The following is a 22,984-nucleotide window of genomic DNA, read 5'->3' on the forward strand; positions in this document are numbered from 1 at the left end:
TGGTGAACTGGGCGCATGAGCACCAGGCACACGGGCACCGGAACGGGTCTGCGGACGGACGTCCGCGTCGAGGAGGTGGGGATCCTGCGGGACGACGCCGGTCTCGGCACGACCCCGCTCACGGTGCTCGCGGGCGAACCCGGCTGCGGTCGCGGCACGGTGCTCGACAGGCTCGCCGAGGAGCTCACCCCGTCGGCCAAGGTGCTGGTGCTGCGGCTCGCCGAACTCGACCGGACGCTCCCCTACGGCGCGATCTTCCGGCTTCTCGTCCTCCTCGGCGCGGACCGGGCCGAGGAGGAGCCCGCACGGCGGTCCGTGCTGGCCATGCTCGCCAGGGCGGGCGAAACCACGCCGACCCCGGAGACCGTCGCGAAGATCGCGACAGCCGTGTTCGCGCTCCTGCGGACCCAGACCCCGCTGGTGGTCCTGGTCGACGACGTCCAGTGGGTCGACGAGCACACCGCACGGCTGGTGAGCCCGCTGCTGCACCGGTGTTCGGCGGAGACGCCGATCAGCGTGGTGGCGACGCTGCGGATCGGCGCGGGGGACGACATGTCCGGGAGCCCCGCGCTGCGCGGCGCCTTCGCGCGGCTGCGGGCGAGCGGGCGCGCGAGGCTGCGGTTTCTCCGGCCGCTTTCGCGAGCCCAGTCGCGTTCCCTGCTGACCGGGCTGGTCTCGGCCCTACCGAACGACGGGCTGGTGACCGAACTGCACGCCGCCGCCCGGGGCAACCCCGCCGCGCTGACGGCGCTCGTGCACGGTTACCGGTCCGCCGGGGCCCTGCGGATCGTCGACCGCACCGCGTACCGCGTCGAAAGGGTCGACGAACCGGTGGCCACCGTGGACCATCCGCTTCTGCGGGCGGTGACCGAGGCGGGTGGCGGAGTGCGGGAAGCGGCCGAGACGATGGCGATGCTCGGCCCGCTCGGTGCCTCCGCCACCGGGCTGGCCGCGACCGCGCTGGGGTGGCGGGAGGACGACCTGCGCGGAGTGCTCGACAGGCTTGTCGCCGAACGCGTCCTGGTGCGGGACCGGGACGGCGGATACCGGTTCCGGGTCCCCGCCGTCCGGGACGCCCTGCTGACCGGGATCGGGCCGTATGCCTCGCGAAGCCTGTCCGCACAAGCGGTCCAAGCCGTGTGGTCGGGTTCCGCGACCGTCTCCGACCCGGATCTGGTGCTCGACTGGATCACCCAGGCCGGGTCGCTCGTCGACACGCGCCGCGCATCGGCCGAGCTCCTCGAGAACGGCAAACGTGTCCTGTTCACCGACGGAGCCAAGGCGGAACGCTGGCTCCACGCGACGTTGTCCTGGGTGACCGAACCGCCGGCGCGAACCGTGGTGCTGATGCTGCTGAGCGCGGCCAAGGCGTTGCACTACCGGGCCGCCGAGGCCGGGGAATGCGCGCGGCAGGTGCTCTGCAAGCATCTCGGCCATCTGGAACCGGCGCAGGCGCAAGAACTGTCGACCGTGTTCATCACCGGGCTCGCGGCCCGCGGCGACCTCGGGGAGCTCGCCGAAATCGCCGCGGGCGCGTCCCCGGTGCTGCCGGACGACCCCGCTCTGATGGTGATCAACCGGGCGTACGCCCTGCTGCTGAGCCGTCGCTGGATCGAGGCCAGGGACCTGCTCGAACGGGAACGCGCGGTGTGGACCGGGAGCAACCACATCACCGCGGACTTCGGCACGATGTTCCTCGCGGCCTGCGGCGTCGTGCTCGGCGACACGTCCCAGCTGCACACCTTGGTGGCCCATCCGGAACTGTGGCGGTCGGGCCATCTGCCGCAATACGGCATCGAACAGCGCCGGTTCGAAGTGGAAATGCTGCTGCAGCTGGGAGAACTCCAGCAGGCGCGACGGCGGATCGCCGAGACCGGGATGACCCTCGACCAACTCCCCGGGCCGAACCGGTTCGCGCTGAACTATCTGGGCGGGGACTGGCCGGAAGCGATGGAACTGGCCCGCCGCACGATGTTGGGCGGCACCGACCCCGCCCGGCCGCTGCACAGCCTGCTGACCCAGTGCGCGATCCGGATCCTCGGCGCGCAGGGCTGGCTCGCCAGGGCGCGGGCGCTGGCCGCCGACAGCCGTCAGTCCGGGATGCAGCACACGGTCGACCACGCCGAGTTCACCGTGCTCAGCCTGCTCGGCGACACCGAGGGCGCCGACGCGCTGCTGTACTCGGCCGCGCGCAGCGCCGACGCGGGTGGCTATCTGCTGGGCACCGAAGACCTCTGGGCCGACCTGGCCCGCTCGGCGCTGGTGCGGAACAAGCAGCGCGAAGGGGAACACTGGGTGCGGCGCGCGGCGCGCACCGCGACCCAGCTCGACACCGCCCGCGCCCACCAGAACCACTACCTGGCGCGCGCCGCCGTCCATCGCGAGCCCGCCGCGGCCCGGCGTGCCGCGGCCATCGCGCGCGAGCGCCTGGAGGTCCCGTACGAGTCGGCGATGACGCTCCTGCGAGCGGGTCTCGCCGGGCACCGGCCGGAGCAGTCGTGGACCGAGGCGTACGAACTGTTCGGCGTGGTGGGAGCCTGGTTCTGGCGCGGCCGAGTGCGGAAACTGTTGCGCGACAACGGCTTTGCCAGTCCCGGCCGGACGGAGACCACCGCCGAGAACGAGCGGCTGCTGGCGATCCTCGTCGCCGAGGGCCTCACCAACCGGCAACTGGCGGTCGTCCTCGAAACCAGTGAGAAGAGTGTCGAGGGCAGGCTCAGCAGGCTGTTCTCCCGGACCGGATACACGTCGCGCGTGGAACTCGCGGCGGCGATCCTGACCGGCGAATACCTGACCTGACCTTTTGCATTCAGAGGACTGAATGCGCGGGTGCAGGTGGTCATGAGTGGCGATTCGGGTTCTGGTGGACCCGTATTTGCTTACCCACTCGAACCTGACACGGTGAGATTCCGGCGTCATCAAGCTCCGACCGGAGCGACTTCTCGACTACCGCACTACACCTTCACCCTGGTCACACGCAGGTAGGCAAACACCGGTCCACTCCAACCCGATCGCCACTCACGACCACGTCCACCGGGGCGCCGCGCGCGTTTAGCAGGTGAGAACGTCCACAGTCAACACATCGGGCGGTAACTGGCATCGTTCTCGGGTGCCACTGGCACCGAGCCAGTATCCGCGCCACACCGTTGTCGGGGGGTGGGGTGCGGGGCCACGGTGGAGATCGTCTTCGGAAGCTCCAAGCAAGGTGGTGACCCCGTGCGTTTCGACCTACTCGGCCCCTTCAACGTCGTGCACGACGGACGTCCGGTAGTGCTGCGCGGCGCGACCCAGCGAGCCGTACTCGCCTATCTCCTGTTGCGCCACAACGAGGTCATCGCCACCAGCACCTTGTTGCAGGCGATCTGGGCGGACGAGATCCCCGCCACCGCGCGCAAGATGGTGCAGAACGCCGTTTCGGGGCTGCGCTCCACGCTGGCCCAGCGGACCGGCGCCACCGAGCAGGCGATGCTGCTCACCCACGCACCCGGTTACCTGCTGCGCGTCGACAGCGACCAGGTCGACGCCGCCCGGTTCCGGCGGTTCGCGGCCGACGGCCGGGCGGCACAGGCGGGCGGTGACGTCGAGCGGGCCGTTTCGGCCTATCGGGAGGCGCTCGCGCTGTGGCGGGGGCCGGTGCTCGCCGACCTCACCGAAACCGGCGTGGTGTGGCCCGAGCTGGTCGCGCTGGAGGACCAGCGGATCGCCGTCCACGAGGACCTTTTCGGCCTGGAACTGGACCGCGGCCATCACCACGAAGTGCTCGCCGACCTGCGCGGGCTCGCCGAGGCCAATCCGAACCGCGAGCGGCTCAACGCCCAGCTGATGACCGCGCTCTACCGCTGCGGCCGTCACGTCGACGCGCTCGAGGTCTACCGGGCGACGCGGGCCAGTCTCGCCGAGGGTCTCGGCCTGGAGCCGGGCAAGGAGCTGCGCGAGCTGGAACGCGCGATCCTCCAGCACGACGAAACCCTGCTCACCCGGCGGCCGGATCCGGCGCCGCGCCCCGGACCCGAGCCGGCGGAAGAGCCTGCCCCGGTGGTCGCGCCGCTGCCGTTCACCCCGGCCCCGGTGATCGCCCTGCCCCGTACGGAGCCCGCCGAAAGCGAGCGGAAGCCGGTCGTCGCGATCGGTGTCGCCCTCGCCGCCACCCCGGACGACGATCCCGAGGAGGCCGTGGAGATCCAGGCACGGCTGCGGGACGTCGTCGAGGAGGAGGCCCTCGCCGCGGGCGCGCATCTGCCCGGCGATTCGGGCCCGGTCGTGCTCGCCTTGTTCGGCCTGCCCCGGACAGGTGACGACGACGCCGTCCACGCGACCCGGACCGCGCTGCGGATCCTCGACCGGCTGGCCACGGCCGGGATCGCCGGTCAGATCGGCGTCGACAGCGGCGACGTCCTCGTCGAGTTCACCGCCGCCGGTCCCGGACAGGTGGCGGGCCCCGTGCTGGACCGCTGTGTCCGCTCGGCGCTGCGGGCGCCCGAAGGCCGGATCCGGGTGTCGGACGCGGTACGCGAGGCTTCGGAGCCCGCCGTGGTGCACGAGGCTTCGGAGGACTCACCCGGCTGGTGGCACGCCGTCTCGGCCCGTCAGCATCCGGTGGCCGAGCCCGCCGACCCCGGCGGTTTCGTCGGCCGTGACCACGACCGCGATCTGCTGAACCATCTTCTCGGCTTCGTCGAGCGCGGCGGACGCCCGCATCGGGTGACGGTGCTCGGCGAGCCCGGGATCGGCAAGAGCCGCCTCCTCGCCGAGTTCGCCGAGACCTTGTCCGAGCAACCCCGCGTCCGGGTGCTGGACGCCGGGGCCGATGTCACCGAAGCCTTCGCCGTCGTTCCGGGACTGCTCCCCCAGACCGCCTCGCGGCTGCGCACCGAAGGCGGGGATTCGGCACTTCGAGCCGCCGCCACCGAGCTGACCGCCTACGGGCCCCTGGTCGTGCTGGCCGACGACCTGCACCGCGCCGACCACGAGACCCGCGACGCTGTCGCCCGGCTCGGGGAAGCCTGCGCGGGACTGCCGGTGCTGATCGTCGCGTCCGCCAGGCCCGGGCTGCTGGATGCCGAACACGGCGAGCGATGCGGGACGACGGTGACCCTCGCCCCGCTTTCCGACGACGCCGTCGGCAAACTGCTCGACAAGCTGCTGCCCGGCACCGCCCGGCTCATCCGCGGCAGGCAGGAACTGATCGCCAGGATCGGCGGGAACCCCCGGTTCGCGCACGCGTACGCCCAGGGGGTGCACGGCCGCACCACCCCGTTTCCGGGACTGGGCCAGGCGATGACACCCCCGCTGGTCCGCCGGACGCTCGCCGCGCAGCTCGACAACCTGCCCGCGGCCGAGAAGTCCCTGCTGAAGGCGGCCAGCCTCACCGGGGACGCGTTCACCGCCGAGGACGTCGCCGCCGTCTGTGGTCGGGACACCGCCGAGATCGAAGGAACGCTGTCCCGGCTCGCGAGTCTCGCGGTGCTGCGGCGCGAAGACGACGACGCCGGTTACACGTTCCGGCGGGCGACTCTGCGGGAGCTGGTCTACCAGCGGATCCCGCGCGCGACCCGCACCGCGCTGCTGCGCCGCCCGGCCGTGCGCCGCATCGAAGCCCTCGCCTGAGGCCCGGCAGCGTCGCGAAAGCCACTTTCGGGACATCTGATGTCCCGAAAGTGGCTTTCGCGACACCCGGAGTCGGCGCCACTCACGACTCTGTACCGACGAGAAAGCCCCCGGTCGCCAAGCGACCAGGGGCTTTTCCGCGCCACCGCTCAACCGGTGGGGCGCTGCATCACGTCCGACGTGTACTTCACCGAAGACGCCTCGTGCCGCGAAGTGAACGGGCACTTCCAGTCATCCTCGGTCATCCGGCCGGCGAAGTGACGTGACGGCATCTGGTACTCGTACGTGGTGAAACTCGGGTTGACCGAGCCGTTGTTGGTCGTCTCGCGTTTGCGGATCGCGTCCTGCATCGAGAAGAACTTGTCGCCGAGCAACATGAACTGCATCAGCGAGTTGAACGCGATCGCCGGCCGGGGGAACCGGCGGCTCGCCCTCGACGCGCCCGGGTGCATGCCGACGACGAAGAACGAGTGCCCGGCGACGTGGAAGCCGAAGTTCGGCTCGTCGGGGTCGGACGTCGCGCCGTCGTCGAGGCCGTAGGTGCGGCTGTCGATGTCGTGCATGAGCTGGAGATGGCGCCACAGCAGGCGTTCGTGCTCTTCCTCGTCGAGGATCCCGCCGGGCTCCTCGAAGGTGGACACGAAGGTGCGGAAGCTCTTGTCCGACAACGTGGGCCGGATGTCGCGGGCGTAGCCGAGCATGTCGCGGTAGTGGGCGCGCGCCGACTCCGGGTCACCCAGCGCCGGATAGTGGCCGTGGACGATCGAGCCCTTCTTCAGCGCCGCGCGAGCGCCGAGACAGCTGAACTCCGTGGTCTGGATGAACGCTTCGAGCTCCGCTTTCGGGTCGCTCATTTCACTCCGCCTTTCCGGTGCTCCGCGGCCGGTCGCGGCCCGCCGGGGAGCCAGTCGAAGGCGCGCACGGTGACCGGGCGCGCCGGGACCGCCAGCGCGGCCGCGTTGCCCGCTCCGGCGTCCAGTTCCGTGATCGTCCACTCAGGACGGTCGTCGAGTGCGACGTCGCCGCCGGTGAGGGTGAAGGAGGGGCCCGGCAGTCCGGCGAGGCCGGTGCCTTCGGCCTTGAGGTAGGCCTCCTTGCAGGTCCAGTACCGGAAGAACGTCAGGGGTTCGCGGACGGCCGCGGCCTCTTCCGGGCGCAGCGTCCGCGCGGCCAGGCCGTCGTGGTCGACCTCCCGGACCTCCTCGACGTCCACGCCGACCCGGACCCCGGCCGCGACCGCGACCAGCGCCAGGTCACCGGAACGGGACAGGCTGAACTCGATCCCCGTCGCACCGGCCAGCGCCGGGCGGTCACCGTCGCGGGTGAACCGCGGCGCGGCCGGAACGGTGCCCGTGTAGGAGGCGAGGATGTCGCGCAGGGCGACGTGCGAGGCCAGGAACCGGGCCCGTTCCTCGTCCACGGTGATGGCGGCCGCCCGGCGCAGCTCGTCCTCCGAGAGCGCGCCGAGCAGGGCGTACAGCTCGGACGAGCCGGGGGCGAGCACTCTGCCGAGGGGGACCCGCCACACGTGCGCGTCCCGGCAGGGCCGGAGCCGTTCGCCCAGCGCGCCCGAAGGCTGCTTCCAGGCCGGGAACCACTGCGTCGTCATCGGCCCAGCTTCCGGTGGATCACACCCAGGAGCTCCGGTACGCGCTGTTCGAGGTAGAAGTGCCCGCCCGGGTAGGTGACCATCGTCGCGTCGGTGGCGAGTTCGAGCCACGCCGCCAGTTCGTCCAGATCGGCCCGCGGATCGCGATCGCCGCCGAACACGGTCAGCGGTACCGGCAGCGGCTTCCCCGGCGTGTGCCGGTAGGTCTCGTTGACCGCGAGGTCGGCCCGCATCAGGGGCAGGAACATCGCCAGCAGCTCCCGTTCCCGCCGCAGGACCTCCGGCAGCCCGCCGAGGGCGTGCAGTTCGGTGGCGAGCCGCTCGTCGGGCAGTGCTCGCAGCTGGAGCCTGGTGTCGGGCAGCTGCGGCGCGGCCCTTCCCGACACGAACAGGTGTTTCGGCAACGTGGCCCCGCGCTCGACGAGCCGCCGGGTGAGCAGGTACGCGGTCAGGGCTCCGACGCTGTGACCGAAGAACGCGAAGTCACCGGTCAGCGCGTCGCCGAGGCCGTCGATCGCCGCCTCGACAAGACTTTCGACGTCTTCGTGCGGCGTCTCGCGGCCGCGTTCGGCCCGGCCGGGCAGCTGGACCGGCAGGACGACCAGCTCGTCGCCCGCCGCCGGGATCCAGTCGCGGTAAACCGCCGCGCTCGCGCCGGCGTGCGGGAAACAGAACAGCTTGGTCACCGCGCCCGGGGGGATCCCGCCGGGCAGCCAGGGCCGCGCCGTGATCGGTGCGGTCATCGCAGCTCCATCGTCAGATAGGACGGCGGCGGCTGGATCGTGCTCAGGTCGGACTCGAGGACGAGCCGGTCACCGTCGCGCGAGATCTCGGTGAAACCAGCGAACGCGTAGGTCACGTACATGACCCGGTTGCGCCCGGTCTCGACGAAGTCCGCGCGCAGCTTCGCACCGTCTTCCTTGGCCAGCCCCATGATGTGGTTGAGCAGGACCGTGCCGACCCCGCGCGACATCACGCGGCACGACATCAGCATCATCCGCAGATGCCAGGCTTCCTCGCCGCGTTCGGCCAGCGCCAGGCCGATTTTGCCGTAACCGCCGTACTTGTCCGAAAGGGACGCGACGAGCAGCACGTGGTCGGGCGAGGTCCGCAACTCGTCCAGTTCCTCGTACGAGTAGGTCCGGCCGGTCGAGTTGAGCTGGTTGGTGCGGACGGTGAGTTCCTCGGCCCGCTGCAGGTCTTCCCGCTGGGCGCAGGCGATCGTGAACTTCATGTCCAAAGTGGACAGGAACTCCTCGCTGGTGCCCTCGTGGTCCTGTTCGACCTGCTCCCGCACGGCGGCCGCGCGGTAGAGGTCGCGCCGCACCCGCGACTCGTCGGTGACGAACTTGGGCCGGAACTCCTCCGACGCCAGGGTCTCCCCCAGTTCCGCCACGTCGACGGTCTTGACCGACGGCAGCGCGTGCGCGACCTCGGCCAGTTCGAACGGCTGGTCGTCGACGAAAGCGATCGCGTCGAGGCCGATGTTGAGCGCCTTCGCGATCCGTTCCACCGAGCCGGATTTGGGGTTCCAGGTGATCTGCGGGTACAGGAAGTATTCGTCGAGCCCGGCCGTCTTCAGCCGCGCCATCGCCGCGTCGTGGTCGTTGCGGCTGGCCACCGAATGCAGCACGCCCAGCTCGTCGAGGCGCCGGATCTCGGCGACCACGTCGGGGCGCACGGTCACCTCGCCGTCTTCGAGCAGGGTGCCGTCCCACACCGTGTTGTCCAGGTCCCACACCACGCATTTGATGCGGCCGCGCTTCGGTTTCTCCAAGACCTCGCTCATCCCGCCACCTCCCGGTACGCCTCGTCCGCGATGGTCAGCTCCTGGATCTGGGTGCTGCCCTCGATGATTTCCATGACTTTCGCGTCGCGGTAGAGCCGGGCCACCGGATAGTCCGGGCCGCAGCCGTTCGCGCCGTGGATCTGGACCGCGTCCGAAGCCGCCTTGGCCGCGGCGGTGGACGCGAAGTACTTGGCGACCCAGGTCGCCATGATGGTCGCCGGGTCGCCCGCGTCCTTGAGCCTGCCCGCCTTTTCGCACAGCAGCCGCGCGGCGTCGCGCGCGGTGACCATTTCGCTGATCTTGGCGCGGATCTGCGGCAGATCCCGCAACAGCCCGCCACCCGCCGAACGCGCCGACGTGTAGGCGGCCGACGCGGCCAGCGCGGCCCGGATGATGCCGACCGAGCCGCACGCCACGCTGTAGCGCCCGAGGTCGAGCGCGCCGGTCATCACCGTTCCCGCGGCCCAGCCCGGCGGGCCGACCAGCGCGGACGGATCGAGCCGGACGTCGTCGAACTCGATGGTCGCCAGCATGCTCGCGGTGGTGCCGAGCATGTGCCGGACCGGGGTCACCGTGACCCCGGGATGGTCGGCGGGGACGAGGAACGCGCTCATCCCGGTCGCCGTGCCGGCGAACACCAGCAGCAGCCCGGCGACCTGGCCGCCGGTGATCCAGGTCTTGCGGCCCTTCAGCGTCCAGACCCCGTTCTCGGCGACGGCCACGGTTCCCGCGGCCGTCGAGTCGCTTCCGCTGAAGTCGGGTTCGGTCAGGCAGAACGCGCCGAGGGTGGCGCCTTCGGACAGCACGGGCAGCCAGCGATCGCGCTGTTCGTCGTCACCCCAGCGCTGCACCGTCGCGGTCACCATCGTGTGCACGGTGAGCAGGCTCCGCAGCGACGAACAGCCGCGGCCGACCTCCTCGTGCAGCCGTCCGAGGGTGACCATGTCCAGTCCGGCGCCGCCCGCCTCCGAGGGGAGGAACGGGGCCCACAGTCCCAGCTCCCCCACCCGCCGCAGCACGTCACCGGGGATGCTCTCGGCCCGGTCCCACGCGTCCGCGTGCGGGCCGACCTCCTCGTCGACGAAACGCCCGACCACCTCGGCTTCGGGGGTTTCGGGCCGTGTCCTCGCCCTCACGTTTGCTCCTCGTTCAGTGCGCGGCCGCGGCGGTGCGCCGCTCGACCAGCTCGGTCATCCGCGTGACGGTGCGGAAGTTGTCCAGCTTCAGGTCCTCGTTGGGGATCCGCGTGGCGAACGCCTTCTCGATGAACATGACCAGCTCCATCGCGAACAGGGAGTTCACGAAACCCAAGGCGAAGATGTCCTGCTCGTCGGTGAACGACAGACTGGGGAACTTCGCCCCGATGAAGGCGCGGATCTCGCCTCGGACGTCCTGCGACATGGTGGATGCCTTTCTCGTGGTACGGAAAGTGGGATGCGGCGGGCCTTCAGCCGCTGTAGTTGTAGAAACCCTTGCCGCTCTTGCGACCGTGCAGCCCGGCGGCGGTCATCTGCTTGAGCAGCGGGCAGGGGCGGTACTTGCTGTCGTTGAACTCGTCGTAGAGCACTTCGACGCTGTAGAGGATCGTGTCGACGCCGATCAGGTCGGCGGTCTCGAGCGGGCCCATCGGATGCCCGAAGCAGCCGCGGAACACCTCGTCGACGGTCTCCGCGTCCGCGACTCCTTCGTGCACGAGGAAAGCGGCCTCGTTGACGGTGAGCATCAGCACGCGGTTGGAGACGAACCCGGAGGCGTCGTTGACCGGGATCGGCTTCTTCCCCATCGACAGCAGCAGTTCGCGCACGATGTCCTTGGTGGACTCGCTGGTGTGGTAGCCGGGGATGAACTCGCACGACGGCTTCATCGGCACGGGGTTCATGAAGTGCACGCCCATCACCTTGTCCGGCCGCCGGGTGAGCGCGGCGACCTTGGTGATCGGGATGGCGGAGGTGTTGACGACGAACACCGTGTCGGCTTTGCAGGCTTCGTCGAGTTTCGGGTACAGGCGGGACTTCAGGTCCCAGTTCTCGGTGATGTTCTCGATCACGACTTCGGCTTCGGCCAGCAGGTCGAGTTCGGTGCCGAAGGTGATCCGGCCGAGCACGGCGGCGGCGTCGATCTCCGGCCCGCCGAGCATGCGGCTCATCCGGCATTCGAGTTCGATCCGGTCGCGCGCGTCGGCGAGCTTGCCCGGGTCGACGTCGATGAGCACGGCCTCGTGCCCGCTGGTGGCGAGATTCTGCGCGACCCCGGTGCCCATCACACCGGCGCCGACGACTCCGACGAGGGTCATCGTTCCTCCTTGGCTGCGTTGCTCGTGGTCAGGTCCAGCACGCCGTCCAGCCGGCCGTGGGCGGCACGCACGGCCTCGGCACCGCCGGGGTGTTCCTCGGCGAACACGACGGTCGCGCCCAGCTCGGCGCCCAGCCGGGCGGCCAGATCCCGGGCGGTGAGGTCGAGTTCGCCTTCGATCAGGTAGACCGGCCGCGCGGACCGGGCGCCGAGTGCGACGTCGGCGGCGGCCTGGGTCGGCTCGATCCAGTAGCGGTCGCGCTGGAACGGATAACCGGGCAACGTGGTCTTCCGCGGGTCACGGCCGTCGTGATAGGCCCGCCAGTCGATGTCCGCCCCGGAAAGCCAGGCCCGGCCGAGCGCTTCGGTGAGCACGGCCGTGTCCTGGCGGGGGTCGGCCTCGCCGGGCAGGGTGGGTACCAGCAGCGGCCACGAGGTCTGCGGGAAATCGGGGTGACCGCGGAACATCGAGCCGAGCGACTGCCCTGCTCCCAGTTCCAGCAACACGGTATCCGGGGAAGCACTGGCAATTTGCTCGATCATCGCGGCGAACCGCACCGGGCGGCACATGTGCTCGGCCCAGTAGCCGGGATCCTTCAGCTGCTTCGCGGTGATCGGCGCGCCGGTGACGTTCGACAGGTACGGGACTTCCGGCTCGCGCGGGGTGAGGTTCTTCCGCGCCCACGCGGTCAGCTCGGCCGCGGCGGGGCGCAGGGCACGCGAGTGGAAGGCGTGCGTCGTGCGCAGCGGCCTGGCCGGGACGCCGTGTTCGGCGAGCGCGGCGGCCAGCTTCTCGACGCCGTCGCCCGCGCCGGACACCACGATCATCCGCGGCCCGTTCACCGCGGCGACGTCGACGCCGAACGCGGTCACGTCACCCACCAGCTTGGCGAGTTCGTCCGCGCCCAGCGGCACCGCCGCCATCGCGCCGGTCGGCAGCTTTTCGATCAGCCGCGCGCGGGTGGCGACCAGCGCGGTGGCTTCTTCCAGTGTCAGGGCGCCCGCGAGCGCGGCGGCGGCGAACTCGCCGACGCTGTACCCGGCGAGCAGGGAGGGCTGGACGCCCCAGGCGCGCAGCAGACGGCCGAGCGCGTAGCCGAGGGTGAACACGGCGGGCTGGGTGACGGACGGCGCCGCGTCCTCGCTGTCGGCCGCGCGGCCCAGCAGCCGGGCCAGGTCACCGCCGTCCGCACCGCGGGCACCGTGCAGGCTCTCCGTCGGGTCGTCGCCGAGATGGGACTTGAACAGCGCGGCGCATTCGTCGACGGCGGCCTTGAAGTCGGGCTCGCTGTCGTACAGGCCCCCGACCATTCCCCGGTACTGCTCGCCGACCCCGGCGAGCAGGAACGTCGCCTTCCGCGGTTTCGTGTCCGCTTCGGCGATCACGCGGGTCTCGGACGCGAACGCGTCGGCGGCATCGTCCACAGTGGACACGACGGTCATCCGGCGGTGGCCGAAGGCCTTCCGCCCGTTGTGCAGCGTGTAGGCGACGTCGGCCAGGTCCGTCCACTCCGGACGGTCCGCGGCGAGTCGGCCGGTCATCGCGTCCGCCGCCTCCGGGGTCCGGGCGGACCAGGCGAGCAGCTGATGCGGCCGGGCGGCCGGACGCTCCGGGAAGTCCTCCGGCGCCTCCTCGATGACGACGTGGGCGTCGGTGCCGCCGAAGCCGTACGCGCTGACCCCGGCCAGCCTCGGCCGCTCGCCGCGCGGCCAGTCGGTCAGTTCCTTCTGCACCACCAGCTTGTCACCGCTGTGGGCCAGCTGCGGGTTCGGCTTCTCGAAGTTGACCGGCGGCGGCTGCTTCTCGTGGTGCAGGGCGAGCGCGGCCTTGATCAGCCGGGCGATCCCGCCCGCCTGGTTGATGTGCCCGAGGTTCGCGTCGATCGAGCCGAGCGTGATCCGCTCGACGCCGTCGACGTCGAAGATCTTCTGCAGTGCCGAAATCTCGGCGACGTCACCGAACGGGGTGCCCAAAGTGGACACTTCGATGTGGTCGATCTCGGCGGGCTCGACGTCGGCGGCGGCCATCGCCTCGGCTACGACGGCGGCCTGGCCGGGGACGCCCGGCAGGTTGAAGCCCTGACGCGCGCGGTTGCCCTCGTGGTGGATGGCCCAGCCGCGGATCACCGCGTAGATCCGGTCGCCGTCGGCCTGCGCGTCCTCGAGCCGCCGCAGGACGACGACACCGAGGCCGTTGCCGGGGACCTTGCCGTTGGCGCCCGCGTCGAGGATCCGGTTGATCCCGTCGGGCGCGAACCGGCTGCCCTCGCGGTAGAGGTAGCCCGGTTCCTGGGGCACGACGACGGAAACCGAGCCGGACACCACGAGGTCGGATTCGCCGGTGAGCAGGCTGGAGCAGCCCTGGGCGACCGCGGCGAGCGCGGTCGAGCTGCAGCTCTGCACGCTCACCGACGGGCCGGTCAGGTCGAGCGCGTACGAGAGCCTGGACGCGATCAGGTCCTTTTCGTTCTGCAGGATCAGCTGGTCCGGGCCGACGGTCAGCGCGGTGACGTCGTTGGACAGCAGATTCGACAGCAGGTAGGTGCTCGGGGCGCCGCCCGCGAACACGCCGGCCAGGCCCTCGATCCGGTCCGGGTCGACACCCGCGTCCTCCAGCGCGTGCCACGCGCATTCGAGGAACAGCCGATGCTGCGGGTCGAGCAGTTCGGCGTCGGTCCGGTTGTAGCCGAAGAAGTCGGCGTCGAAGCGGTCGATCCCGGGCAGCAACCCGGCCGCGGGGACGAACGCGGGGTCGTCGGCCACCTCGGCGGGGACGCCCGCGGCGAGCAGCTCGGCGCGGCTCATCCGGGTGATGCCGTCGCGGCCGGCGCACAGATCGGCCCAGAACTTGCCGATGTCGGGCGCGCCGGGGAAGTTCCCGGCCATGCCGACGATCGCGATGTCGTCGCCGGTGTCCCGTTCTCGCGTGGTCATGGGGTGGTTCACCTTCCGGTCCGGCTCGGGCGCTTGCGGAGCTTCGCGGTGCGGGCGCGGCGGCGTTCGCCGCGGGCGGAGACGTCTTCGGCGGGTTCGGCCGTCACCTGCGGTGCGCCGGGTTCGCCGAGGAGCGTGACGAATTCGGCGATGGTCGGTTTCTCGAACAGGCTCGCCGGGGCGAGCTCGACGCCGAATTCCTTGGCGACGCGGCCGATCAGCACCAGGCCGATCAGCGAAGTGCCGCCGAGGTCGAAGAACGGGTCGTGCACGCCGACCTCTTCCAGGCCGAGGCAGTCGCACCAGGCGGCGGCGACGCGTTCCTCCGCCGGGGTGCGCGGGGCGACGTACGCGGTGCGCAGTTCGGGCCGCGGGTACCGCTCCCCGGTGGGGAGCACGGCGTCGGCGCCGACCAGCGCGTCGACCGAACCCATCCGGGCCAGCGCGGCCAGCACGTCGGTCAGCGGGAGCGGCAGCACGGTCACCAGCGGCTCGCCGGAGGCGACGATCCGCGAGAGCAGTTCGGTGCCTTCTTCGGCGCCGATGCCGAACTCCTCACGGAACTTGCGCGACCCTTCCTGCGCTTCGGTGGAGCCGGACAGCCCGGACGACGTCCAGGCGTCCAGCTGCCAGGGACCCCACGCGACCGACACGACCTGCTTGGCCGGTCCTCGTCCGCCCGCGGCGGCGGAGGCGACACCGTCGAGGAAGGCGTTCGCCGCGGAGTAGTCGATCTCGCCGACGCCCACGGTGAGCGTCACCGTCGAGGAGTACAGGACCAGCAGGTCGACCGGTTCGACACGCAACGCGTCGGTCAGGGCGAGGGTGCCGTCGATCTTCGGCGCCAGCACCGCGGCCGCCTGCTCACGGGTCTTGTTCTGCAGCAGGCCGCCACCGGCGATCCCGGCGGCGTGCACGACGCCGTCGAGGTAACCGAAGTAGCCCCGGACCTCGGCCAGCAGCGCGGCGGCCTCGCCGGGAGCGCTGACGTCGGCTCGCAGCGTCAGGACGTCGGCACCGAGGGCACGCAGATCGCGCACCGCCAGCAGGACTTCGCTCGTGCGGTCGTCGACACCGTGGTCGGAGATCCAGGCGTCCCAGGTCTCCTCCGGCGGCAGTTCGGAGCGGCCTGCCAGCGCGAGGTTCACGCCCAGCGGCGCCAACCGCTTGGCCAGGGCCAGGCCGAGGACGCCGAGCCCACCGGTGATCAGGTAGGTCCCGCCGGGCTTCCAGGCCAGTGCGTCGTCGGTCTCCGGCAGCTCGACGACATCGAAGCCGCGCAGCCAGCGCCGTCCGCCGCGCCAGGCGGCGACCGCGACCCCGTCGACCGTGTCCACTGTGGACGCCGCGAGCAGGTCGAGCTCGTGGGTGGCCTGGGCGACCTTGTCGCCGGTGCGGTCGAAGTCCGCGTACTGCGCGTGGACCGACGGGTACTCGGCGGCGATGGCGTCGGCCGTCGCGGCGATGGTCGGGGCGAAGGCGTCGGTGGCGTCCCCGCCGAGGACGTCGAAGCCATTGTGTCCCAAGGTGAGCAGGTCGACGCGACGCCCGGCGCATTCGGCACCGATGGCCTTGCCTAGTTCCAGAAGGCTGTAGAAGCCGGATTCGAGGCCGCTCGCGGTGAGGCCGAGGGCGTGCACGATCCGCAGCGGTCCGTCACCGGCGAGCGCTTGGCGGTCCACATCGGACGCGACCGTGACGCGGTGCCCGGCGGCTTCCGCCGCGGCCGCGAAGCCGTCGGCGAATTTGCCCGGCTCGGCGAACAGAACCAGGTCGCCCGGTGTCGTGGGCACCCGGCGGGTGGTGTCCCGGTGCCAGGTCGGCGTGTGCGCGGCGAGGCCCGAACGGACCGGGGTCTCGGGCACGGCCTCACCGGCGGACATCTGCGTCAGCGACCAGCCGTTGCCGCGGGAGGCGACCTCCGGCCAGTAACGCGTGCGCTGGAAGCGGTACCCGGGCAGGGAAACGAACCGGCGGTCCGGCCCCGCGCCCTCCGCCCAGCCGATCTGGACGCCGTGCTCCCACAGCGCGCCGAGCGCGGTCAGCCAGGCACGCCGTCCCGCCCCGGCCACCGGCTCCGGCAGCAGGGAGACCACCGGGGTCTGTGGCAGGTAGCGACCGGCCGCCTCGGCGCCGTCGTCCCCGAGCCCGGCTTCGACCAGGACACCGGCGTACTTGGCCAGCGCCAGCAGGCCGTCTTCGAAGCGGTCGTCCGCGATCCGCCAGTGCGCCGGATCCGCGGCCTCGGCGGCGGTGAGCACCGCGCCGGTGCGGGGCGAGATCACCGGTACCGTCGGCGTTCCCGCCTTCGGAACCGATCCGCCGAGCGCGAGTTCGAGCCCCTCGGCGAGCCCGAACAGCCCACCCGCGACGGCGGCCACGCATTCGCCGGTCCCCCGGCCCAGCAGCACGGCCGGTTCGAGGCCCCACGCGGTCAGCAGCCGGGTGAAGGCGTACTCGACGGCGAAGACCACGGCCCGTTCGTCGGCCTCGGCGGTGCCGTAAAGCGCGCCGAGCAGGTCTGCGCGACCGTCCAGCAGGGCCGCGCAGTCGTCGATCGCGGCACGGAAGGCGAGTTCGGTGCGGTAGAGCTCGTCGGTGGTGCCCTGCCAGGCGCGGCGGGTGCCGGGCAGCAGGAGCCCGAAGCGACGCTTGTCGGTGACGGCCGTGCCGCCGGTGACCGAGTTCAGCGCCGTGACCGCGTCGCCGTGGTCGCGGACCAGCACCGCCTTGCGGAGCGGAAGAGCGCTGCGTCCGGCCTGGGTGGTGAAGGCGACGTCGGCCAGTTCGGCGTCTTCGGTCAGGTGGGCGGCGAGGGCTTCCGCGTTGGCGCGCAGCCCGGCTTCGCTCTGCCCGGACAGCGTGAGCAGCTGCCATTCCCCGCCCGGGGTGGCGGCCGGGGCGGGCGCGGCCTGGTCGAGGACGAAGTGGACGTTCGAGCCGGACCAGCCGAACGAGCTGACGCCCGCGCGCAGGATCCCGTCGGCGTTGGCCGGGAACGGCCGCGCTTCGGGGACCGGGCGCACCGTGCCGTCCACGGTGACCACCGAGTTCGGCGTGCTCATGTGCAGGTTGCCCGGCAAGGTCCCGTTTTCCAGCGACAGCACCGTTTTGATCAGCCCGGCCATGCCCGCCGCGGCCAGCGTGTGGCCGACGTTCGTCTTGACCGCGCCGACGTAGAGCGGCTCGGGCGCGTTGCGCTCGCCGAAGATCTCGCCGAGCGCGGTGAACTCGATCGCGTCGCCGAGCTGGGTGCCGGAGCCGTGCGCCTCGACGTAACCGATCTCGTCGGGAGCGACCCCGGCGTCGGCCAGCGCCGCGCGGATGACCGCGTTCTGCGCCGCGCGGTTCGGTGCGGTGAGGCCGTTGCTGCGGCCGTCCTGGTTGGTCGCGGTGCCGCGGATGACCGCCCGCGTCCGCCTGCCAGGGCCGACCTCGCCCGCCCGGCGGAGCACGACGACGCCGCCGCCCTCACCGATGACGTAGCCGTCGGCGCTCTCGTCGAAGGTCTTGGTGCGGCCGTCGACCGCGAGCATGCTCATCTTGCAGGACTGGATGAAGACGTCCGGGTTGATCATCGCCGAGGCCGCACCCACGATCGCGATGTCGCACTCACCCCGCCGAAGGCTCTGCACGGCCAGGTGCGCCGCGCTCAGCGCCGACGAGCAGGCGGTGTCCACGGTCAGGCAAGGCCCGCGCAGGTCGAGCAGATGCGCGATACGCCCGGCGGCGGCGGAAAGCGAGCTGCCGAGCCCGAAGTAGGGGTCGTCGGCCGCGTCCATGCCGTCGGCTTCGAGCTGCCGCATGCTGTACTGCATGGTGTCGATCAGGCCGGCGAACACGCCGGTGCGGCTGCCGCGCAGTTCGTCCGCGGTGAGCCCGGCGTCCTCGATGCCCTCCCACACCAGCTCCATGAGCAGCCGGAACGTCGGGTCGAGCCGCCGCGCTTCCTGGGGCGACAGGCCGAAGAACGCCGCGTCCCAGCCCGCGATGTCGTCGACGAACGCGCCCTGCTGCGTGTACGCCTTGCCCGGCGCGGTGCGGTCGGGGTCGTAGTAGTCGGCGGCGGTCCAGCGGTCCGGCGGCACCTCGCGCACGAGATCCTTGCCCTGGACCAGGTTCTCCCAGAACTTCTCGGGAGTGTCGCTGCCGCCCGCGAACCGGCAGGACAGGCCGACCACGGCGACGTCCTGGCCCGCGGCGGCCGGGCCGGTGACGACGGTCCGGGTCTCCTGGGCGACCGGGGTGAGCGCGGCCAGCAGATGCGCGGCCAGCGCGGCCGGCGTCGCGTGGTCGAACACCATCGTCGGCGGCAGCGCCAGCCCGGTCTCGGTGTTGATCCGGCCGCGCAGTTCGATGGCGGTGAGCGAATCGATGCCCAGTTTGGTGAACTGCTGCCCGGCCGGGACACCGTCGGTGTGCCCGAGGACGGCGGCGGTGTGGGTCAGGACCAGTTCGGTGACGACGCGTTCGCGTTCGGCCTCGGGCAGTCCGGCGAGCCGGGTGCGCCACGCGTCGGCGGCTTCCGCGCCCTCGGCGGCCTGTGCGGCTTCGGCGGCGGCGATGGCGGCGACCTCGGGCAGGTCGGCCAGCAGCGGGCTGGGCCGCAGCGCGGCGAACGGCGGCGCGAACTTCTCCCAGGTCAGTTCGGCGACGGTCAGCGCGGTCTCGTCGCGGTCGAGCGCCTGGCGGAGCGCGACGAGCCCGGTTTCGGGCGCCATGGCGGGAACGCCGAGTCCGCTGAGCATTTCGTCGAGGTCCGCGCCGACTCCCATGCCGACCCGGCCCCAGCGACCCCACGCGATCGACGTCGCGGGCAGGCCGTGCGCCCGGCGCCGTTGCGCGACCGCTTCGAGGTGCGCGTTCGCGGCGCCGTAAGCGCTCTGGACCGCGTTGCCGATGGAAGCGGCGATCGAGGAGAACAGCACGAAGGCGTCGAGGTCGAGTCCTTCGGTGAGTTCTTCGAGGTTGCGCGTCCCGGCCACCTTGGGGCGCAGGACGTCGGCGTAGCGCTCGCGGTCCATCGTCTCGATGAGGCCGAGTTCGAGCACCCCGGCGAGGTGGAACACGGCGCGGAGGTCGCCACGGACCGGCTCGATGACCGCGGCCAGGGCATCGCGGTCGGCGACGTCGCAGGCGGCGATGGTGACGCGGTCGCCTGCCAGTTCGGCCGCGCCGGGTGCGTCTTCTCCCTGGCGTGAAACGAGAACGACATGGTCGGCGCCGTGCTCGACCAGCCACCGGGCGACGATCCCGCCCAGGCCGCCGGTGCCACCGGTGACGAGTACGGTGCCACGTGGCTTCCAGGACCGCTTGGGCTCGGCGGGTTCTGCGTGCGCGAGCCGCCTGCCGAAAGCGCCGGTCGCGCGGACGGCGACCTGGTCCTCACCGCGGGGACCGGTGAGGACGCCGCGCAGCAGGGCCACGACCCGCTCCCCCGCCTCGGCCGGGACGTCGACGAGCCCGCCCCACGCCTGGGGGTTCTCCAGCGCGGCCGCGCGGCCGAAGCCCCACAGCTGGGACTGCGCGGGCGCGTCCGGTGCGTCGTGGGCACCGGTCGAGACCGCGCCGCGGGTCAGCGTCCACAGTGGACCTTGAGGATCACGCGCGGCCAGTTCCCGCACCAGCGTCATGGTGGCCTCGGCACCGAAGGACAGTCCGTCGCTCTCGGTCTCGTCGAGGGCCAGCAAGGACAGGATGCCGTCGAAAGACTCGTCGGGCAGCTCCACGCGATCGGGCCGGTCGACGACGAGCCGCCGGACCTCGGCTGCGGCCAAGGCCTCGGCCGCGGTCTCGATCCACGGGTGTTCCCTCGCGGAGGTGACGAGCAGCCAGCGGCCGGTGGCCGTGGTCGTCGCGGGAGTGAAGGGCTGCCAGCGAACGTGGTAGGCCAGCGCAGCCGCTTCGGCCGACAGCGACCGGGCACGGCGGTAGCGCGACAACGCGGGCAGGACGGTGCCGAGCGGGGCTTCGACGTCGGACAGCTTCAGCTCGGCGGCGAACTCGCCGACGTCGCCCGCTTCGACGACCGACCAGAACCGGCCGTCCTCGGCGGCGACGGGCGCGCCCGCACCCGGGTCCTCCAGCCAGAAACGCTTGCGCTGGAACGGATAGGTCGGCAGCGTGACCACCCGCGCGCCACTGCCGCCCAGGTAGGCGGCCCAGTCGACCCGGGCGCCGTTGGCATGCGCGAGCCCCAGCGCGGTGACGAGCGTGGCCGCCTGGTCGCGGTCCTTGCGCTGGGTCGCGGCGAAGACAGCGCCGTCCGGGCGGACCGAGCGGCCCATCGGGGTGAGCGCCGCGTCCGGGCCGAGCTCGAGGAACGTGGTGACGCCTTGGCCGTGCAGGGTTTCCACCGCGTCGGCGAACCGGACGGTGCCGCGGACGTGCTCGGCCCAGTACTCCGGGTCGGTGAGCCTGTCGGCGTTCTGGCCGGTCAGCGTCGAGACGACCGGGATCGTCGGCTCGCGGTAGGTCAGGGTGCGCGCGACCGCGGCGAACTCGGCCAGCATCGGCTCCATCAGCGCCGAGTGGAAGGCGTGGGAGACGGACAGGCGGGTCGTGCGGCGGCCCGGGAAGCGTTCGGCGACCGCGGTCGCCGCCGCCTCGGCGCCGGAAAGGACGACCGCGCGGGGTCCGTTGACCGCCGCGAGCGCGACTTCCTCGGACAGGTACGGGCGCACCTCGTCCTCGGTCGCCTCCAACGCGATCATCGCGCCGCCTTCGGGCAACGCCTGCATCAGCCGACCGCGGGCCAGGACCAGCTTCGCCGCGTCCTCCAGGGAAAGCACGCCGGCGACGTGCGCGGCCGCGAGCTCGCCGACCGAGTGCCCGGCGAGGAAGTCCGGGGTGACACCCCAGGACGTCACGAGCCGGAAGAGCGCGACCTCGAAGGCGAACAGGGCGGGCTGGGCGAATTCGGTGCGGTCGAGCCGCGCGGCGTCGGAGCCGAACACGACGTCGCGGACGCCGGGCAGCTGCGCGCAGGCTTCGTCGAAGGCGTCGGCGAACACCGGGAAGCATTCGTGGAGACGGCGGCCCATGCCGAGCCGCTGCGATCCCTGGCCGGTGAACAGCACGGCGAGGCGTCCGGCGGTGTCGCTGCCGGTGACCGTGCCCGCTTCACCTCCCGCGAGGGCGCGGAGACCGGCGGCCAGTTCGGTACGGTCGGCGCCGGTGACGACCGCGCGGTGCTCCATCCCGGCGCGCGTGGTGGCCAGCGACAGCGCGACATCGACGGGCTCGGCGCCGGACTCGTCCACAGTGGACAAAAGTGTGGCGGCCTGTGCGCGGACGGCCTCGGGGGAAGCGCCGGACAGGACGTAGGGAACCACCGGCGGGGCCACGATCTCACGGTCCGCGGCGGGTTCGTCCGACGGCTGCTCCAGGACGACATGCGCGTTGGTGCCGCTGATCCCGAACGAGGACACACCCGCGCGGCGGGGCCGGTCGGTGGCGGTCCACGGTCGGGCCTTGTCGAGCAGTTCCACGGAACCGGCCGACCAGTCGACGTGCGGGGACGGCGCGTCGACGTGCAGGGTCGCGGGCAGCGTGCCGTGGCGCATCGCTTCGACCAGCTTGACGATGCCCGCGAGTCCGGCGGCGGCCTGGGTGTGGCCGATGTTCGACTTCACGGAACCCAGCCACAGCGGGGTTTCCCGATCCCGGCCGTAGGTGGCCAGCAACGCCTGCGCCTCGATCGGGTCACCCAGCGCGGTGCCGGTGCCGTGCGCCTCGACGACGTCCACAGTGGACGCTTCGATCCCGGCGTTCGCCAGCGCCGCGCGGATCACGCGCTGCTGAGAGGGACCGTTCGGGGCGGTCAGGCCGCTGGAAGCGCCGTCGGAGTTGACCGCGCTGCCGCGAACGAGCGCGAGGACCGGATGGCCGTTGCGGCGGGCGTCGGAAAGGCGTTCCAGCACCAGCATCCCGGCGCCCTCGGCCCAGTTCGTGCCGTCGGCGGCGGCCGCGAAGGGCTTGCAGCGGCCGTCCGGCGCGAGCCCGCGCTGCCGCGAGAACTCGACGAACGCGCCCGGCGTCGCCATCACCGTGACCCCGCCGGCCAGTGCCAGCGTGCACTCTCCCGACCGCAGCGCGCGGGCCGCGAGGTGGACCGCGACCAGCGAAGACGAGCACGCCGTATCGATCGACACCGACGGTCCTTCGAGGCCGAGCGCGTAGGAAACCCTGCCGGAGACGACACTGCCGGAGGTGCCGATGCCCAGGTAGCCCTCGTGTTCCTCGGGCAGGGCGGTCAGCCGCGAGGCGTAGTCGGTGAACCCGACCCCGGCGAACACGCCGGTGGCGCTGCCTTTGAGCGAGAGCGGGTCGATCCCGGCCCGCTCGACGGCCTCCCACGCGGTCTCGAGCAGAAGCCGCTGCTGCGGATCGGTCGCCTCGGCCTCCCGCGGCGAGATGCCGAACAGTTCGTTGTCGAACTCGGCGGCGTCGTGCAGGAAGCCACCTTCACGGACGTAACTGGTTCCCGGGACGGACGCGTCGAGGTCGTGGATCGCGTCGGTGTCCCAGCCGCGGTCGACGGGGAACGGCGAGATCGCGTCGGCGCCCGAATCGACCAGGTCCCACAGCTGTTCCGGGGTGCGGACGCCGCCGGGGAACCGGCAGCTCATCGCGACGATCGCGATGGGCTCGGTCTCCTTGTCCCGCGCGTCCGCCAGCTCGCGGCGGCTCTCACGCAGGTCGGCCGCCATCCGCTTGAGGTAGTCGACGTACTGCTCTTCCGAAGGCATGGG

11 protein-coding genes are annotated in these 22,984 nt (G+C 71.8%); 2 read left to right on the forward strand and 9 right to left on the reverse strand.

Annotation, left to right across the window (positions count from 1 at the left end; genetic code table 11):
• Positions 1-15 precede the first annotated feature (15 nt).
• On the forward strand, positions 16-2,799 hold the full coding sequence (locus ACLJPX_RS35115) for an AAA family ATPase (RefSeq protein WP_410604656.1): 2,784 nt from the start codon (positions 16-18) through the stop codon (positions 2,797-2,799).
• A gap of 417 nt (positions 2,800-3,216) precedes the next feature.
• Entirely contained in the window at positions 3,217-5,607 is a 2,391-nt protein-coding gene (locus ACLJPX_RS35120; RefSeq protein WP_410604657.1) for a BTAD domain-containing putative transcriptional regulator, read from the forward strand.
• Between the two features lie 149 nt (positions 5,608-5,756).
• Here the strand turns inward: ACLJPX_RS35120 and gntA are convergent, their stop codons facing one another.
• From gntA to ACLJPX_RS35165, 9 genes are read right to left on the reverse strand one after another with little or no spacing between them, the layout of a single operon-like run.
• Positions 5,757-6,461 carry a guanitoxin biosynthesis heme-dependent pre-guanitoxin N-hydroxylase GntA gene (gene gntA / locus ACLJPX_RS35125; RefSeq protein ID WP_101606882.1) on the reverse strand — a complete coding sequence of 235 codons (705 nt, stop codon included), beginning with the start codon at positions 6,459-6,461 and terminating at the stop codon, positions 5,757-5,759.
• Positions 6,458-7,216 carry a 4'-phosphopantetheinyl transferase family protein gene (locus ACLJPX_RS35130; RefSeq protein WP_410604658.1) on the reverse strand — a complete coding sequence of 253 codons (759 nt, stop codon included), beginning with the start codon at positions 7,214-7,216 and terminating at the stop codon, positions 6,458-6,460. The genes gntA and ACLJPX_RS35130 overlap by 4 nt, the downstream gene beginning before the upstream one ends.
• A complete protein-coding gene (locus ACLJPX_RS35135; protein WP_410604659.1) occupies positions 7,213-7,959 on the reverse strand; it encodes a thioesterase II family protein in 747 nt (248 codons plus the stop codon). The genes ACLJPX_RS35130 and ACLJPX_RS35135 overlap by 4 nt, the downstream gene beginning before the upstream one ends.
• Positions 7,956-9,005 carry an HAD-IIIC family phosphatase gene (locus ACLJPX_RS35140; RefSeq protein WP_410604660.1) on the reverse strand — a complete coding sequence of 350 codons (1,050 nt, stop codon included), beginning with the start codon at positions 9,003-9,005 and terminating at the stop codon, positions 7,956-7,958. Before ACLJPX_RS35140 ends, ACLJPX_RS35135 begins: the two co-directional genes overlap by 4 nt.
• Positions 9,002-10,141, reverse strand: coding sequence for an acyl-CoA dehydrogenase family protein (locus ACLJPX_RS35145; protein WP_101606878.1), 1,140 nt, complete (start codon positions 10,139-10,141; stop codon positions 9,002-9,004). Before ACLJPX_RS35145 ends, ACLJPX_RS35140 begins: the two co-directional genes overlap by 4 nt.
• 13 nt (positions 10,142-10,154) lie before the next feature.
• Positions 10,155-10,406: an acyl carrier protein gene (locus ACLJPX_RS35150; RefSeq protein ID WP_101606877.1), complete on the reverse strand. Its 252-nt coding sequence runs from the start codon at positions 10,404-10,406 to the stop codon at positions 10,155-10,157.
• A gap of 46 nt (positions 10,407-10,452) precedes the next feature.
• On the reverse strand, positions 10,453-11,298 hold the full coding sequence (locus ACLJPX_RS35155) for a 3-hydroxyacyl-CoA dehydrogenase family protein (protein WP_101606876.1): 846 nt from the start codon (positions 11,296-11,298) through the stop codon (positions 10,453-10,455).
• Positions 11,295-14,231 carry a type I polyketide synthase gene (locus tag ACLJPX_RS35160; protein WP_410604661.1) on the reverse strand — a complete coding sequence of 979 codons (2,937 nt, stop codon included), beginning with the start codon at positions 14,229-14,231 and terminating at the stop codon, positions 11,295-11,297. The genes ACLJPX_RS35155 and ACLJPX_RS35160 overlap by 4 nt, the downstream gene beginning before the upstream one ends.
• Before the next feature lie 8 nt (positions 14,232-14,239).
• Complete coding sequence (locus tag ACLJPX_RS35165; RefSeq protein ID WP_410604662.1) at positions 14,240-22,981, reverse strand: type I polyketide synthase; 8,742 nt, start codon at positions 22,979-22,981, stop codon at positions 14,240-14,242.
• Between the last annotated feature and the right edge of the window lie 3 nt (positions 22,982-22,984).

The organism is Amycolatopsis sp. lyj-90 (assembly GCF_046549035.1).
GTDB lineage: Bacteria > Actinomycetota > Actinomycetes > Mycobacteriales > Pseudonocardiaceae > Amycolatopsis.